Genomic DNA, 16,052 nt, shown 5'->3' on the forward strand with positions numbered 1-16,052 from the left:
ATTGTTGCACATACGCCCAACAATATTATCTCGGATTCCGTAAGAATGCGTTGCACTCTTGTTGGCTTATTCTAGAATTCGCAAAAAAATATAATCTCGCACGACTCATCTTTATTCAAAAGGGAGAAAATCGTGCGGTCTCCGGCGACAAATGGGGCGCTTGCACTGTCGGTTCTTGCAATGTCATTAATAATGACCGGTTGTGCGAGCATGGGAGACGCGGCCCCTCAGGCAAAACGGCTCGATCCGGCGCTGCTTGACGCGGGCACCGCGATCGCCGCGGCCGAGCGCGACGCGGGCTGGCCCGCGGCCGATTGGTGGCATGCGTATGGCGACCCTCAGCTCGATACATGGATCGCCGCGGCGCTCGCCGGCAACCCGTCGCTCGCGGCCGCCCAGGCGCGCGTGCGCGAGGCACAGGCGCTGGTGCGCGAAGCGCACGCGGGCGAACTGCCGCAACTCAACGGCTCGCTGTCGCTGATGCGCCAGCACTGGCCGGACAACGTCTATTACGGTCCCGGCCCGCTTGCCGATTCGAACACCTGGAACAATACGGGCGGACTCAACCTGTCGTATCACGTCGACTTGTGGGGCGAGGACAAGAACAACACGCAGCGCGCGCTCGACGCGGCGCACGCGAGAGCAGCCGACGCGCGCGCCGCGCAACTCGCGATCGAGGCGCACGTGGCGCTCGCCTATATCGATTTCGCGAAGAATTACGCGCTGCTCGACATCGCGCACGCGGCCTACGAACGCCAGCACGAACTCGCCACGCTCGCGCGCCAGCGTCTACAAGCGGGCATCGGCACGCAGCTCGAAGTCAGCCAGGCCGAAGCGCCGCTGCCCGACTACGCGCGGCAGATCGACAGCTACGAGGAGGCGATCCAGCTTGGCCGCCATCAGCTCGCCGCGCTCGCGGGCAAGGGCCCGGGCGCGGGTGACGCGCTCACGCGGCCCACGCTCGCGCTGAATGCGCGCGCGGGGCTGCCGTCCGCGTTGCCGGCCGAATTGATCGGCCGGCGGCCGGACGTCGTCGCCGCGCGCTGGACGGTCGATGCGCAGGCGCGCGGCATCGACATCGCGAAGGCCGCGTTCTACCCGAACGTCAACCTGATCGCATCGCTCGGCGGCCTGGCCGTCGGCGGCGCGTTCACCACCTTTCTGCGCGCGATGAACGGCGGCTGGTCCGCCGGCCCGGCGCTGACGCTGCCGATCTTCGAGGGCGGCCGGTTGCGCGCGCAGCTCGGCGCGGCGGCCGCGGGCTACGACATGGCGGTCGAGCAGTACAACCAGACGCTCGTCGGCGCGCTGAAGGATATCGCCGACAGCATCGTGCGGCTGCGCTCGCTCGACACCCAGCGCAAGGATGCGGCACGCGCGGTTGCGCTCACGCGGCGCACCTACGATCTGTCACATACCGGCTTCAGCCGCGGCCTGACCGATTACGTGAACGTGCTGCTCGCGCAAAGCCAGTTGCTGAGCGCACAGGAGAACCAGACGCGCATCGACGCGCAGCGGCTCGCCGCGCATGCGTCGCTGATGGTCGCGCTCGGCGGCGGAATCGAGCCGCAGGGCGACGCGGCGCGCGACGGCGACGGCGACGGCGACGGCAGCGCGCCTGCGGCGAATGCGGTCGCGGATCCGGCGGCTGCGGCGTCAGCCGCGATGCCGCAAGCGCCGGCAGCCACGCCGACGACGGCGGCCCCGGCGTCCGCGATGCCGGCGGCAACGTCATCGGCTGTATCCGCCAGGTCCGCCATGCTCGCCGCCCGTATACCCACGGCCACGCCCGCGTCCGCTGCCGCAATGCGCGCGCCGCTCACGCCGCCCGCCGCAACCGCGGCGCCCTGATCACGGAGCCAGCCGATCATGTCCGCCGCCCCAGCCGCCTCCACCGCATCGTCCGCCGCCTCGCTCGCCAACGCGATGAGCGACTGGGCGCGCACCGACGGCGCCGCATGGCTCTATCTCGCGAAAGCGCTCGCTGCCGCGTTCCTCGCGCTCGGCGTGTCGATGGTGCTCGACCTGCCCGCGCCGAAAACCGCGATGACGACCGTGTTCATCGTGATGCAGCCGCAAAGCGGCGCGGTGTTCGCCAAAAGCTTCTACCGGCTGATCGGCACATTCGTCGGCTTGAGCGCGACGCTCACGCTCGTCGGCTTGTTTCCGCAGCAGCCGCTGCTGTTCGTGCTCGCGGTCGCGCTGTGGGTCGCGCTCTGCACGGCGGGCGCCGCGCGCAACCGCAATTTCCGCAGCTACGGCTTTCTGCTCGCCGGCTACACCGCCGCGCTGATCGGCCTGCCCGCGTCGCAGGCGCCCGGCGGCGCGTTCATGACCGCGATGACGCGCGTGTCCGAAATCTCGATCGGCATTCTGTCGGCCGGCATCGTCAGCGCGCTGGTGTTTCCGCGCTACGCCGGCGAGCAGATGCGCACCACCGTGCGCCAGCGCTTCGGCGCGTTCGTCGACTACGTCGCGTCGACGCTCGCGGGCACGCTCGATCGTTCGAAGATCGAGAGCGTCCACACGCGCTTCGTCGCGGACGTGGTCGGCTTCGAGGCGGCGCGCAGCATCGCCGTGTTCGAAAACCCGGACACCCGGATGAGGAGCGGCCGGCTGTCGCGGCTGAACAGCGAATTCATGACGGCGGCAAGCCGCTTTCACGCGCTGCATCAATTGATGAACCGGCTGCACGCGGCCAACGCGCCGGCCGTCGACGCGCTCGAGCCGTATTTCCGCGAGATCGCGCCGCTGCTGTCACGCAACGGCGAACACGTGCGCACGGCGGCCGACGCCGTGTTCGCAGCCGAACAACTGCTCGCGTACCGCGACGCGCTGCCGCGCCGGATTCGCGCGACGCGCGCCACGCTCGAGACGCAACCGGACGCCGCGTTGCTCGATTTCGATACCGCGGCCGAGCTGTTGTACCGCTTCATCACGGATCTGCACGCGTATGCGGCCACCTACGGCTCGCTCGCCGCGAGCACGCACGAGCGCGAGCGTTGGATCGAGCGCTACGAGCCGCGCACGAACGCGACGGCCGCGCTGATCGCGGGCATCCGCACCGCCGCCGTGATGCTGCTGCTCAGCGTGTTCTGGATCTACAGCGCGTGGCCGAGCGGCGTGACGCTCGTGCTGAATTCGGCGGCCGTGTGCGCGCTCGCGTCGTCGTCGCCGCAGCCGACGAAGATGGCCGCGCAAATGGCGATCGGCACGGCATTCGCGGTGATCACGGGCTTCGCCCTGATGTTCGGCGTCTATCCGCACATCGACGGCTTCGTGCTGCTGTGCGTGTCGCTCGCGCCGTTCCTGCTGCCCGGCGTGTTCATGTCGATCTCGCCGAAATACGCGGGCGTCGGCGCCGGCTATCTGATTTTCTTCTGCACGCTCGCCGGCCCGGAAAACCTCACGCATTACGATCCGGTCGGCTTCATGAACGATGCAATCGCGCTCGTGCTGTCGATGATCGTATCGGCAATCGCATTTGCGGTGCTGTTTCCGCCGAGCGCGCCGTGGCTCAAGAAGCGCTTGTTCGCGGACCTGCGCCACCAGGTGGTGGCCGCCTGCCATGCGCGCCTTGCCGGCCTGCGCTCGCGCTTCGAGAGCGGCGCGCGCGACCTGATGTTCCAGGCGCACGCGCTGTCGGCCGATCAGCCGGGCGCGCAGCGCGAAGCGTTGCGCTGGATGTTCGCGGTGCTCGAAACCGGCAATGCGGTGATCGACCTGCGCGAGACGCTCGCGGCGCTGCCGGACGATCCGCGCTATGCGCCGACAATGCCGTGGCGGCGCGCGATCGACGCCGCGCGCGACGCGCTCGCCGCGCTGTTCTCGCGGCCCGCGCCGGCGCGCCTGGACGCGGCGCTCGCCGCGACGGTCGACGCGATCGCCGCGGCCCAGCAGGCGCTCGCCACGTTCGCGCCGCCGCGCGAGACGCGCCATCAATTGCAGCGCATCCTGTCCTACCTGCATTTCGTGCGCACCGCGCTGCTCGACCCCGAATCGCCGCTCGCCGCGCTTGGCGGCGCGCCCGTTCCACCCGCCGAAGGAGCTTCATCATGATGCCGCGCGACCTCGCGATATTTGACGCGTACCTCCCGACTGTCGTGCTGATGTTCGTCATCGGCGGCTTCGCGACCTGGTTGCTCGACCGCCTGCTCGCGTACACCGGGCTCTACCGCGTCGTCTGGCACCCGTCGCTGTTCCGGGCCAGCCTGCTCGTCTGCATTTGCGGGGCGCTCAGTCTCGCCGTCTATCGTTGATATGAATCGAACCATGCTTTTGCGAAAACTTTTCGGCTTTGTCGCGACAGCCGCCATCCTGATCGTCGCGATCCTGATCGGGCGCGCGCTGTGGGTCCATTACATGGACGAGCCGTGGACCCGCGACGGGCGCGTGCGCGCCGAGATCGTCAACGTCGCGCCGGACGTGTCGGGCGCGGTGGTCGAGCTGCCGGTGCGTGACAACCAGTTCGTGAGGAAAGGCGAGCTGATCATGCAGATCGACCCGTCGCACTACCAGATCGCGGTCGAGCAGGCGCAGGCCGCCGTCGCCGCCCGCCACGCCGAGTTGCAGATGCGCCGCGACGACGCGGCGCGCCGCGCGGATCTCGACGCGCTCGTCGTATCGAAGGAAAGCCGCGAGAACGCCGCGCACACCGCATCGAGCGCCGAGGCGCAGTACCAGCAGGCGCTCGCCGCGCTCGACGCCGCGAAGCTCAATCTGGAGCGCACGCGCGTGATCGCGCCGGTGGACGGCTACGTGACGAATCTACAGGTGTTCAAGGGCGATTACGCGAACGCCGGCCAAGCGAAGCTCGCGATCGTCGACAGCCATTCGTTCTGGGTCTACGGCTACTTCGAGGAAACCAAGCTGCCGCACGTGAAGATCGGCGCGAAGGCGCAGATGCGGCTGATGAGCGGGGAAGTGCTGAAAGGCCACGTCGAAAGCATTTCGCGCGGGATTTACGACCGCGACAACCCGCAAAGCCGCGATCTCGTCGCCGACGTGAATCCGACGTTCAATTGGGTGCGGCTCGCGCAGCGCGTGCCGGTGCGCATCCATATCGACGAGGTGCCGAAGGATCTCGTGCTGTCGGCCGGCACGACCTGCACGGTGATCGTCGAGCCCGACGGCGGCCGGCAGAAGAAATCCTGAGAAGCCGGCCGGGACCCATTGCGCACGCGCGCCGCTGCCGCGGCGCCGCGCGGAACCGGGCCGGCCGGATCGCCTCGGCCCGACATCGGGGGCGCCCGCTCGATGCCCGATCACCGCGCGTCGCGCCGGTTCGGCATGAGCGCCTGCAAAACGCTCGCAAACGCATCGCTTATTCGGACGAATCGTTCCGCAGCAGCCGTCGCCCGAATTGCGTCAACGTACCATCCTCGTTTCCGATGGTTTTGGCGAAATGCGTGGAAATACCGTGTTTCATTGCGAAAGCCTCCCGGCTTATCCGCCCTCGCCCCTGACCGACCGAAATCATGAAATCGGCCATCAATTCGGGTTGGGGCAACGGCGCCCCCGCTTGCCGCCGCGCGTCTTGATGTAGCTGATCCACCTGCCGCTTGAACGCTTCCAGATTGCGTTGCGCCATCTGCTCGCCGGATGGCCCAGGGCGCGGCCCGGGCGCCTGCGCAAACGCAGCCGTAGGGGACGAAGCCCGCCCAGGGCCGGATATGCGCACCGCCTGGCCAGCCTGAGGCGGCACGCCTGCCGCATTCTGCTGACTCCCCGCCCCGCGCGCGGGGGCGGAGCCTGCCCCCCCGGCGTTATGCCCGGAGGTGCCGTCGGCAGAGCTTGCCATGAAATCGGCGGCCAATTCGGGCTGCGACAACAGTTGCCCCGCCTGCCGCCGCACGTCTTGATGTAGCTGATCCACCCGCCGCTTGAACGCTTCCAGATTGCGTTGCGTCACCTGCTCGCCAGATGGCCCAGGGCGCGGCCCGCGCAGCCCCGCCAGCGCGGCGGCATCCGTGGGAGACGAAGCCCGCCCAGGGCCGGATATGCGCGCCGCCTGAGCAGCCTGAGGCGGCACACCTGCCGCATTCTGCTGGCTCCCCGCCCCGCGCGCGGGGGCTGAGCCTGAACCCCCGGCGTTGTGCCCGGAAGTGCCGTCGGCAGGGCTTAAGGCGGCAGGCGTCGATTGGCCAGCGGAAAAATTAAGGGAACTGCGCATGATGACGTCACCGTGAAAATTAAAAAGACAGGGGGCATGATGCAATGGTCTGACTTTTCGATTTGCGCCATACACGCAACAGCCCGCGCATCGGCGAAAAGCCCGCGTGGCGCAAGCGCCGCCCGTCCGATGACGGCTTGGCGGAATCAAGGCCCGAGCGTGATCATCAGGCGCAATGATTTCGGGCGCGGAATGGAAAATAGGGAAGCGAGCCTGGCCGGCGCCGCCTGCACGACCGGCCAGGCAGGAAGAAGCGGCGGCGCTTATTCGGCGATGAATCGTTCGGCGGTGTCGAGCGGCCGGTAATTCTGCGTCGGATCGAGCCCCCCAAGTACGACAAGGCTGCCGCCTTTCGTCGAGCAGTACCCAGGGAAATACCGCAGCTCACTCATCGAGGCCGCCGGCTGCGACTCGCCCTTCACCGGATCGTATATTTCAGCGGCTTTGTCGTTCCCGCCAGCCGCGATCAGTACTTTTCCGCCGTCCACGATTGCCATCGCGGGATAGTAAAGCCTGCCGTACTTCAACGGGACGGGCGCTTCCCAACGGTCGCCGTCCGGGTCATATACTTCCAGCGTGCCGCTCGCCGGGACGCCGCCCGCCACCACGACCTTGCCGTCAGCCAGAACGATCGCGCTGGCACCCTGGCGCGGGTGCGTCATCGGCGCGACAGTCGTCCATTTTGGCGAGACCGGATCGGCATCGTACCGCTCCACCGATTGCAGGGTATCGCCGCTTTGCGTCATCCCGCCGGCAACCAAAACGGCTGCGCCGTGCCGCAGGCAAGCTGCCGTGGCGCTCGCCCTGGCAACCGCCATCGGCACCGTGGCGTGCCATTGCATCGAAACCGGGTCGTAGAGTTCGGCTGACGCGAGGTAATGCGTATGCACGCCGCCCGCCACGAGCGCTTTACCATCGTGCAACAAGGCCAGGGCGAAATCCCTGCGTGCTTCGGTCAGATAGCCGGTGAACTGCCACGCGCTATCGGAGGGACTCGCGGGATCGTAAACAATGCCCCGGAACTGCATCGCCGTGCGGTCGAAGCCGATTGCCAGCGCCGTGCCGTCCCGCAATGAAGTCAGGCCACCGGTCAAGAATGCGCCCTGCGGAAAGTTGCCGGCCGGAACCCACTGCGCCTGGTCGGGGTCGCCTTGATACGCGTTGCCGGCAACCGCCAGTATCTTGCCGTTTTTCAGATATACCGCCTGATAGTTGCCATAGGCGCCCGGCTCTCCCAGCGTGCCGGCGCATACCCAGCGGCCCGGCGCTGGGGGCTCTACGCGGTTTGCGCCGGCATTGACCGTTGCGCCCGCGTGGGCGGCGAATGTCTCGAGTCTGCGTCGCAGATGAGCTTGCAGCGCCTGAGGCGTTTCTTGGGGATTCATCGCGTTTCTCCTGAGTGAGGGCGGGGTCCGGTAATCGCTCGGTGCCACACCAGGGCACCACGCACCTTCATTGGCGGACGCCGAACGCCGCCCTCCGAGCGTAAAGGGGAACCCCGGCTGCACCTGCCCCCTCAGCGTCGGAGCGCGGAACCGTTCCTTTTACCCATTTCTGGCCTCCTTTGCGTGCCGCGCTTTCCATTCCGCGCCGTGCCGCCGCGCGCTCTGATCGGGCGTCTTTAGCGGATCAACTCATGCGCCCAGCGCGGCCACGCCGCCGTCCCCCGATACCTTCTCACCGCTGCGCCGCCCGCGAGCGATGATTGGCCGTTCGGCCCGAACGGCCGCTGCCCGACCCGCGCCCCCGGACCTATCCCTGGCTTACCCAGATTTGTCCGGTTTGCGACAAAAGTTGGCCTGACATTCGCCATAAGCCACATTACACTCCGACGACACATTCAACGAATCGCACGCGGCAGCGATGCACGCGGCGCCCCTTCAGAGACCGCCGAATCACCATGCAAACCAGCCTCGACCATCGTCCCACCGCCCCGGTGCGCGCTGCCGCCGCGCGCACCGTCTATCCGGTGCTCGGTGCCATCAGCTTCGCGCATCTGCTCAACGACATGATCCAGTCGTTGATCCTCGCGATCTATCCGATGCTCAAAGCGACGTTCTCGCTGTCGTTCACGCAAATCGGCCTGATCACGCTGACCTATCAGATCACCGCGTCGCTGCTGCAGCCGATCATCGGCAGCTATACCGACAAGCGGCCTCAACCGTACTCGCTGCCGATCGGCATGGGCTTCACGCTGTCCGGCCTGCTGTTGATGTCGGTCGCACCGAATTTTCCGCTGCTGCTCGCCGCCGCCGCGCTCGTCGGCTGCGGCTCGTCGGTGTTTCATCCGGAATCGTCGCGGGTCGCGCGCATGGCCTCGGGCGGTCAACACGGGCTTGCGCAATCGCTGTTCCAGGTGGGCGGCAACGCCGGTTCGTCGCTCGGACCGCTGCTCGCCGCGCTGATCGTGATCCCGCACGGCCAGCGCAGCATCGCGTGGTTCTCCGCCGCGGCGCTCGTCGCGATCGTCGTGCTCACGCAGATCGGCCGCTGGTACAAGCGCCATCCGGCATCGAAGAGAAAAGCCGCGCAAGCATCGCCCGCAACGCTGCCGCCGCGCCGGGTCGCGCTTGCGCTCGGCGTGCTCGTGATGCTGGTGTTCTCGAAATATCTGTATCTCGCGAGCCTGAACAGCTACTTCACGTTCTATCTGATCGACAAGTTTCATCTGAGCGTGCAGGCCGCGCAAATCCACCTGTTCGTGTTCCTCGCCGCCGTCGCGGCAGGCACGCTGATCGGCGGGCCGGTCGGCGACCGGATCGGCCGCAAGTACGTGATCTGGGTATCGATTCTCGGCGTCGCGCCGTTCACGTTGCTGCTGCCATACGCGAACCTGTTCTGGACCACGGTGCTGACGATCGTGATCGGCGTGGTGCTCGCATCGGCGTTCGCGGCGATCATCGTCTACGGACAAGAGCTGATTCCCGGCAAGGTCGGCACGGTCGCCGGCCTGTTCTTCGGGTTGTCGTTCGGCCTGGGCGGCGTCGGCGCAGCGGTGCTCGGCCAGCTTGCCGACGTGACGAGCATCGCGTTCGTCTACAAGGTCTGCTCGTTCCTGCCGCTGATCGGCGTGTTGACGGTGTTTCTGCCGGATCTCGAAAGCAGCATGCGGCGCAGCCGGCGCGGCACGTAAGCGGCGGCGCGAAGCGCGCGGGTGGCGGCAGCCGCGCCCAATGTGAGGTGGCCAGGGGCGGCCTTGGTGGCGCCTGCCGCGTTCGCGATGCGCCGCCTCCCCCTTGCATGATTCAATGCCGCCGCTCGGCGCCCCGGTTGCGATGCCCGGTTTTCGCCGATGCGCAACACCGCAACCGACATGCGTCGCCCGCCGATCACGCTTGGCGGCTCATGCGCCGCGCCCCAATGCTGGCACGCGCCGACGCGCATGCCAGCGCATCACATTCCGTTCGCGTGCGCGATCAGGAATTGCCGCAAAATCCCCGATGAATACATGCTGGCGATATCGGCGAGAAACGTCACAAATGAAGCACTCGCGTGATCGTCGGCGACATCGGAGATCGTGCGCACGATCGCACACGGCACGCCGTATTCATAGCAGACCTGCGCGAGCGCCGCGCCCTCCATCTCGACGGCCAACGCGTCCGGCAGCGCATCGCGCAGCACGCTCACCTCGCGGTCGCTCGACACGAAACGGTCGCCGCTCGCGATCAGCCCTTCGTGCACGCGCGCGCCGCGCAGCCCGAAGCGCGCGTTCAGCGCGGCGCCGTGATCGGCCACGAAGCGCTCACAAGCCGCCTTCAATTCACCGGCAAGCGCGGCGTCGGCCGCAAAACGCGTCACGCCGAGCAGCGGCACCTCGAAACGCGCAAAGAGCGGCGACGCGTCGAGATCATGTTGCAGCAGCGCATCGGCCACCACGATGTCGCCGACCGACACGTCACGCGAGACGCCGCCCGCCACGCCCGTAAACACGATCCCGCGCACGCCGAAGCGATGGATCAGCGCGCTCGCGGTTGCGGCCGCCGCGACCTTGCCGACGCGCGCGAGCGTGACGACACACGGCACGCCGTATGCAAGCCCGACGTGATAATCGCGCTGGCCAAGCCGCACCGCGTCGACAGGCCCGGCCGCGCGCATCGCGGCGACGAGGTCGCCCAGTTCCTCCGGCAGCGCGGCAAGAATGCCGAGCGGCCGGTCCGCGTTCATAAACTGCTTCATTCGATCTCCTGACATGCGAGGCACATGACCGGCGCGACGGCGTTCGGGCGAGTGGCGGGCGAGTGGCGGCTAATCGGCGGCCGTGCCGGCTACGCCGGGCACGCCGGAACGCCAAATCGCCGGCGGCCATTCGAAACGCCAGCCTGCTCACTCGACCGCCTGCAGCTTCGCTACCGCGAGCGCGAGCCACTTCTCGCCGTGCCGCTTGAATTTGACTTGCGCCTTCGCATCCGCGCCGCTGCCTTCGAGCGCCGTCACCGTCCCCTCTCCGAACTTCGTGTGGAACACCTGCTGGCCGATCCTGAAGCCGTTCTCCGCCGCGCGCTGTTGATTCGCGAACGCGGGCAGCGGCGCGGACACCGCCGCGTCGACCACGCTGTCGCGTGCCGCGCCCGGCCGCGCGAACCAGTCGCGCCCCCAGCCGGCGTTGTCCGAGCGGCCGCCCCAGCGCGCGCCTGCCTCGGCCTTCGGCGTGAGCCATTTGAGCACGTGCTGCGGCAGTTCGTCGAAAAAGCGCGAGCGAATGTTGTAGCGCGTCTGGCCATGCAACATCCGGCTCTGCGCGAACGACAGATAAAGCCGCTCCTTCGCGCGCGTGATCGCCACATACATCAGCCGGCGCTCCTCCTCGAGGCCATCGGACTCGAGCGCGCTGTTCTCGTGCGGAAACAGCCCCTCTTCGAGGCCGGTGATGAACACCGCCGTGAATTCCAGCCCCTTCGCCGCGTGCACCGTCATCAGTTGCACCGCGTCCTGACCCGCCTGCGCCTGGTTGTCTCCCGCCTCGAGCGACGCATGCGACAAAAAACCCGCGAGCGGCGTCATCGCATCGGGGTTCTGCGCCGGATCGGCCAGGCTTGCGGGTTCGAGCACCGCATCGCCCGCATCCGGCGGCGCCAGCTCCGGCGCCGCGCTCGCGCGCGCGTTGAGCGGGATCGAACGGGCGGGCGTGTCGAGCCCGTACCCCTCCTCGGCGACGAACGCGGTGGCCGCGTTCACCAGTTCCTGCAAGTTTTCGAGGCGGTCCTGGCCTTCGCGCTCGCCTTGATAAAAATCGGCGAGGCCGCTCGCCCGCACTACATATTCGACCGTCTCCGGCAAGCTCATCTGCGCGGTCTCGGCGCGCATTTTCGCGATCAGGTTCGCGAACGCGCCCAGGCTCGTGCCCGCCTTGCCCGTCACGTAGGGAATCGCGGCGGCCATCGAGCAATCGTACAGACGTGCGGCGTCGGCGAGTTGCTCGATCGAGCGCGCACCGATGCCGCGCGTCGGAAAATTGACGACGCGCGCGAACGCGGTATCGTCGTTCGGATTGTCGATGAGGCGCAGATACGCGAGCGCGTGCTTCACCTCCTGCCGCTCGAAGAAGCGCAGGCCGCCGTACACGCGGTACGCAATGCCCGCCGTCATCAGCGTATGCTCGATCGAGCGCGACTGCGCGTTGCTCCGGTACAGCACCGCGATTTCGCTGCGCGCCAGCCCCGTGTTCACGAGCGAGCGGATCTCCTCGATGATCCACGCCGCCTCCTGCGCATCGGTGGCGGCTTCGTAGACGCGCACCGGCTCGCCGTGGCCGGCGTCGGTGCGCAGATTCTTGCCGAGCCGGTGCGCGTTGTGCGAGATCAGATGGTTCGCCGCATCGAGGATATTGCCGTGCGAGCGGTAATTCTGCTCGAGCTTGATCAGGTTGCGCACGCGGAATTCGTCCTCGAAGTCGCGCATGTTGCCGACGTTCGCGCCGCGGAACGCGTAGATCGACTGATCGTCGTCGCCGACCGCGAAGATCGCGTTCTGACCGCCCGCGAGCAGCTTGAGCCACGCATACTGCAGCTTGTTCGTATCCTGGAATTCGTCGACGAGGATCTGCTTGAAGCGCGCCTGATAATGCGCGCGCAGCGGCGGATTGTGCGCGAGCAGTTCGTAGCAGCGCAGCAGCAGCTCGGCGAAATCGACGACGCCCTCGCGCTGGCACTGCTGCTCGTATGCGTGGTAAAGCTCGACGAACTTGCGGTTGAAGTTGTCGGCCGCATCGACCTTGTCCGGGCGCAGTCCTTGCTCCTTCGCGTTGTTGATGAAGTATTGAACGTTCTTCGGCGGATATTTCTCGTCGTCGATGTTCGCGGCCTTCATCAACCGCTTGATCGCGGAAAGCTGGTCGGCGGTGTCGAGAATCTGAAACGTCTGCGGCAGGCCCGCGTCGCGGTAGTGCGCGCGCAGCATCCGGTTGCAGAGGCCGTGAAACGTGCCGATCCACATCCCGCGCGTGTCGATCGGCATCATCGCCGACAAGCGCGCCATCATTTCGCGCGCGGCCTTGTTCGTGAACGTGACGGCAAGCACGGTCGGCGGCGACGCATAGCCGTGCTGGATCAGCCAGGCAATCCGCGTGATCAGCACCCGGGTCTTGCCGCTGCCCGCCCCGGCGAGGATCAGCGCCGGCTCGTTCGGCAAGGTGACGGCGGCGAGTTGTTCGGGGTTCAGGTTCGCGAGCAGATCGGGCATAGAGGACGAAGCGAAAAAAACGGCATGAGCGCGGGCCGGACATTATAAATCGCAGTCGGCGGGACGCCGCTTGGCGCGATACGCATCCATTTATAATGATGGGTTTCCGCATCAATCTTCCCTATCTTTCGGCGAATTTCCACCATGAGCGACAGCACGCTTGCGAAAAGTTTCGAGCCCCAGACAATCGAATCCCATTGGGGGCCGGAATGGGAAAAGCGCGGTTACGCGACGCCCGCGCTCGACCCCAACCGCCCGGACTTCTCGATCCAGTTGCCGCCCCCGAACGTGACGGGCACGCTGCACATGGGCCACGCGTTCAACCAGACGATCATGGACGGGCTGGTGCGCTATCACCGGATGCTTGGCCACAACACGTTGTGGGTGCCCGGCACCGATCACGCGGGCATCGCGACGCAGATCGTCGTCGAGCGCCAGCTCGATGCACAACGCGTGTCGCGCCACGATCTCGGCCGCGACGCGTTCGTCGAGCGCGTGTGGCAATGGAAGGAGCAGTCCGGCTCGACGATCACGCGCCAGGTGCGCCGCCTCGGCGCGTCGACCGACTGGTCGCGCGAGTACTTCACGATGAACGACACGATGTCCGAAGTCGTGCGCGAGGTGTTCGTGCGCCTGTACGAGCAGGGCCTCATCTATCGCGGCAAGCGGCTCGTCAACTGGGACCCGGTGCTGATGACCGCGGTGTCCGATCTCGAAGTCGCGAGCGAAGAGGAAAACGGCCATTTGTGGCACATCCGCTATCCGCTCGCCGACGGCTCGGGCCACCTGTGCGTCGCGACGACGCGCCCCGAGACGATGCTCGGCGACGTCGCGCTGATGGTGCATCCGCAAGACGAGCGCTATGCGCATCTCGTCGGCCTGCGCGTGAAGCTGCCGCTGACTGGCCGCGAGATCCCGGTGATCGCCGACGACTACGTCGACCGCGAGTTCGGCACGGGCGTCGTCAAAGTCACGCCCGCGCACGACTTCAACGACTACCAGGTCGGCGTGCGCCACCACCTGCCGATGATCGACGTGCTGACGCTCGATGCGAAGATCAACGACAACGCGCCCGAGCCGTACCGCGGCCTCGATCGCTTCGACGCGCGCCGCGCGATCGTCGCCGATCTCGACGCAGCCGGCCTGCTCGAAGCCGTGCAGCCGCACAAGCTGATGGTGCCGCGCGGCGACCGCACGGGCGTCGTGCTGGAGCCGATGCTCACCGACCAGTGGTTCGTCGCGATGACGAAGCCTGCGCCGCAACACACATTCCATCCGGGCAAGTCGATCACCGAAGTGTCGCTCGACGCCGTGCGCAGCGGGCAGATCAAGTTCGTGCCGGAAAACTGGACGGCCACTTACTACCAATGGCTCGAGAACATCCAGGACTGGTGCATCTCGCGGCAGCTCTGGTGGGGCCATCAGATTCCCGCCTGGTACGGCGAGAACGGCGAGGTGTTCGTCGCCAGGAGCGAGCAGGCCGCGCGCGAGCAGGCCGCCGCGAAGGGCTACACGGGGCCGCTCAAGCGCGACGAAGACGTGCTCGACACGTGGTTCTCGTCGGCGCTCGTGCCGTTCTCGTCGCTCGGCTGGCCGAACGACACGCCGGAACTCAAGCATTTCCTGCCGTCGTCGGTGCTCGTCACCGGTTTCGACATCATCTTCTTCTGGGTCGCGCGGATGGTGATGATGACGACGCACTTCACTGGCAAGGTGCCGTTCGAGACGGTCTACGTGCATGGCCTCGTGCGCGACGCCGAAGGCCAGAAAATGTCCAAGAGCAAGGGCAACACGCTCGATCCGATCGACATCGTCGACGGCATCGGCCTCGATGCGCTCGTCGCGAAGCGCACGACGGGCCTGATGAATCCGAAGCAGGCCGCCACCATCGAGAAGAAAACACGCAAGGAATTCCCCGACGGCATTCCCGCGTTCGGCACCGATGCGCTGCGCTTCACGATGGCGTCGATGGCCACGCTCGGGCGCAACGTGAATTTCGATCTCGCGCGCTGCGAAGGCTACCGCAATTTCTGCAACAAGCTGTGGAACGCGACGCGTTTCGTGCTAATGAACTGCGAGGGCCACGACTGCGGCTTCGACAAACCGCAAGCGTGCGGCGCGGGCGAATGCGGTCCCGGCGGCTACCTGGATTTCTCCGCGGCTGACCGCTGGATCGTGTCGTTGCTGCAGCGGGTCGAGGCGGACATCGCGAAGGGCTTCGCCGACTACCGATTCGACAATATCGCAAACGCAATCTATAAATTTGTTTGGGACGAGTACTGCGACTGGTATCTCGAACTCGCGAAAGTGCAGATCCAGAACGGCACGCCCGAGCGGCAGCGCGCGACGCGCCGCACGCTGCTGCGCGTGCTGGAGACGGTGCTGCGCCTTGCGCATCCGGTGATCCCGTTCATCACCGAGGCGCTCTGGCAGAAGGTCGCGCCGCTCGCGGGCCGCTACCCCGCCGGCTGCGCCGAGGGTGACGCATCGCTGATGGTTCAGCCGTATCCGATCGCCGAGCCCGCAAAGATCGATGAGGCTTCCGAACAGTGGGCGGCCGAACTGAAGGCAGTGGTCGATGCATGTCGTAATCTGCGTGGTGAGATGAATCTTTCTCCTGCGACCAAAGTGCCGCTGCTCGCGGCGGGCAACGTCGCTCGGCTCACGGCGTTCGCGCCTTACGTACAGGCGCTCGCGCGGCTCTCCGAGGTGCGCGTGCTCGCCGATGAAGCGGCGCTCGACAGCGAAGCGCACGGCGCGCCGATTGCTATCGTCGGCGAGAACAAGCTGGTGCTGAAGGTCGAGATCGACGTCGCGGCCGAACGCGAACGTTTGTCGAAGGAGATTGCCCGTCTCGAAGGAGAAATCGTGAAATGCAATGCGAAGCTCGGCAACGAGGCGTTCGTCGCGAAAGCGCCGCCCGCCGTCGTCGAACAGGAGCAGAAGCGGCTCGCGGAGTTTCGCAATACGCTGTCGAAGCTCAGCGCGCAACTCGCTCGTCTGCCGGCTTGATCCTGCATTCTGGCGTAACAAACCGTAAGGTCGCTTGCGCCAGCTATCGTGCAACAATCACCATTTGATTCAATGGAATCAAAAGAGGAACAAGGGTTCGATCATGTTGAAAGTCACTAAGGCGGTCTTCCCGGTCGCGGGTCTGGGCACGCGATTCCTGCCCGCCACCAAGGCGAGCCCGAAGGAAATG

Annotated in this window: 10 protein-coding genes and 1 pseudogene; 7 read left to right on the plus strand and 4 right to left on the minus strand. The window is 66.5% G+C overall.

All coding sequences use genetic code 11. The features are described from left to right. Positions 1-180: 180 nt before the first annotated feature. The 4 genes from WS68_RS25170 to WS68_RS25185 are packed head-to-tail and all read left to right on the plus strand — an operon-like array spanning position 181 to position 5,154. Complete coding sequence (locus WS68_RS25170; protein ID WP_059573421.1) at positions 181-1,851, plus strand: efflux transporter outer membrane subunit; 1,671 nt, start codon at positions 181-183, stop codon at positions 1,849-1,851. An 18-nt stretch (positions 1,852-1,869) separates the two neighbouring features. After that, positions 1,870-4,059 carry an FUSC family protein gene (locus WS68_RS25175; protein ID WP_059573422.1) on the plus strand — a complete coding sequence of 730 codons (2,190 nt, stop codon included), beginning with the start codon at positions 1,870-1,872 and terminating at the stop codon, positions 4,057-4,059. Further along, a complete protein-coding gene (locus WS68_RS25180; protein WP_059573423.1) occupies positions 4,056-4,259 on the plus strand; it encodes a DUF1656 domain-containing protein in 204 nt (67 codons plus the stop codon). Before WS68_RS25175 ends, WS68_RS25180 begins: the two co-directional genes overlap by 4 nt. A 13-nt stretch (positions 4,260-4,272) precedes the next feature. After that, positions 4,273-5,154 carry an efflux RND transporter periplasmic adaptor subunit gene (locus WS68_RS25185; protein WP_059573436.1) on the plus strand — a complete coding sequence of 294 codons (882 nt, stop codon included), beginning with the start codon at positions 4,273-4,275 and terminating at the stop codon, positions 5,152-5,154. A gap of 169 nt (positions 5,155-5,323) precedes the next feature. On the opposite strand, the gene WS68_RS25190 is transcribed toward WS68_RS25185, so the two are convergent. Both WS68_RS25190 and WS68_RS25195 read right to left on the minus strand, forming a co-directional pair. Then, positions 5,324-5,911 carry a hypothetical protein gene (locus tag WS68_RS25190; RefSeq protein WP_156429672.1) on the minus strand — a complete coding sequence of 196 codons (588 nt, stop codon included), beginning with the start codon at positions 5,909-5,911 and terminating at the stop codon, positions 5,324-5,326. Positions 5,912-6,435: 524 nt separating this feature from the next. Then, positions 6,436-7,557, minus strand: coding sequence for a Kelch repeat-containing protein (locus WS68_RS25195; protein ID WP_059573425.1), 1,122 nt, complete (start codon positions 7,555-7,557; stop codon positions 6,436-6,438). A gap of 515 nt (positions 7,558-8,072) precedes the next feature. Between WS68_RS25195 and WS68_RS25200 the strand changes: the two genes are divergently transcribed. Further along, entirely contained in the window at positions 8,073-9,305 is a 1,233-nt protein-coding gene (locus tag WS68_RS25200; RefSeq protein ID WP_059573426.1) for an MFS transporter, read from the plus strand. A gap of 260 nt (positions 9,306-9,565) precedes the next feature. Here WS68_RS25200 and WS68_RS25205 read toward each other — a convergent pair whose 3' ends face one another. Beyond that, positions 9,566-10,348 carry a 5'-methylthioadenosine/adenosylhomocysteine nucleosidase gene (locus WS68_RS25205; RefSeq protein ID WP_059573427.1) on the minus strand — a complete coding sequence of 261 codons (783 nt, stop codon included), beginning with the start codon at positions 10,346-10,348 and terminating at the stop codon, positions 9,566-9,568. Between the two features lie 147 nt (positions 10,349-10,495). Then, complete coding sequence (locus tag WS68_RS25210) at positions 10,496-12,850, minus strand: UvrD-helicase domain-containing protein (protein WP_059573428.1); 2,355 nt, start codon at positions 12,848-12,850, stop codon at positions 10,496-10,498. A 144-nt stretch (positions 12,851-12,994) separates the two neighbouring features. On the opposite strand from WS68_RS25210, the gene WS68_RS25215 reads away from it, so the two are divergent. Together WS68_RS25215 and WS68_RS28150 are read left to right on the plus strand one after the other, a co-directional pair. Then, a complete protein-coding gene (locus WS68_RS25215; protein WP_059573429.1) occupies positions 12,995-15,862 on the plus strand; it encodes a valine--tRNA ligase in 2,868 nt (955 codons plus the stop codon). A gap of 103 nt (positions 15,863-15,965) precedes the next feature. Further along, positions 15,966-16,052 (plus strand): annotated as a pseudogene (locus tag WS68_RS28150) (UTP--glucose-1-phosphate uridylyltransferase); the annotation flags it as partial.

The organism is Burkholderia sp. TSV86 (assembly GCF_001522865.1).
GTDB lineage: Bacteria > Pseudomonadota > Gammaproteobacteria > Burkholderiales > Burkholderiaceae > Burkholderia.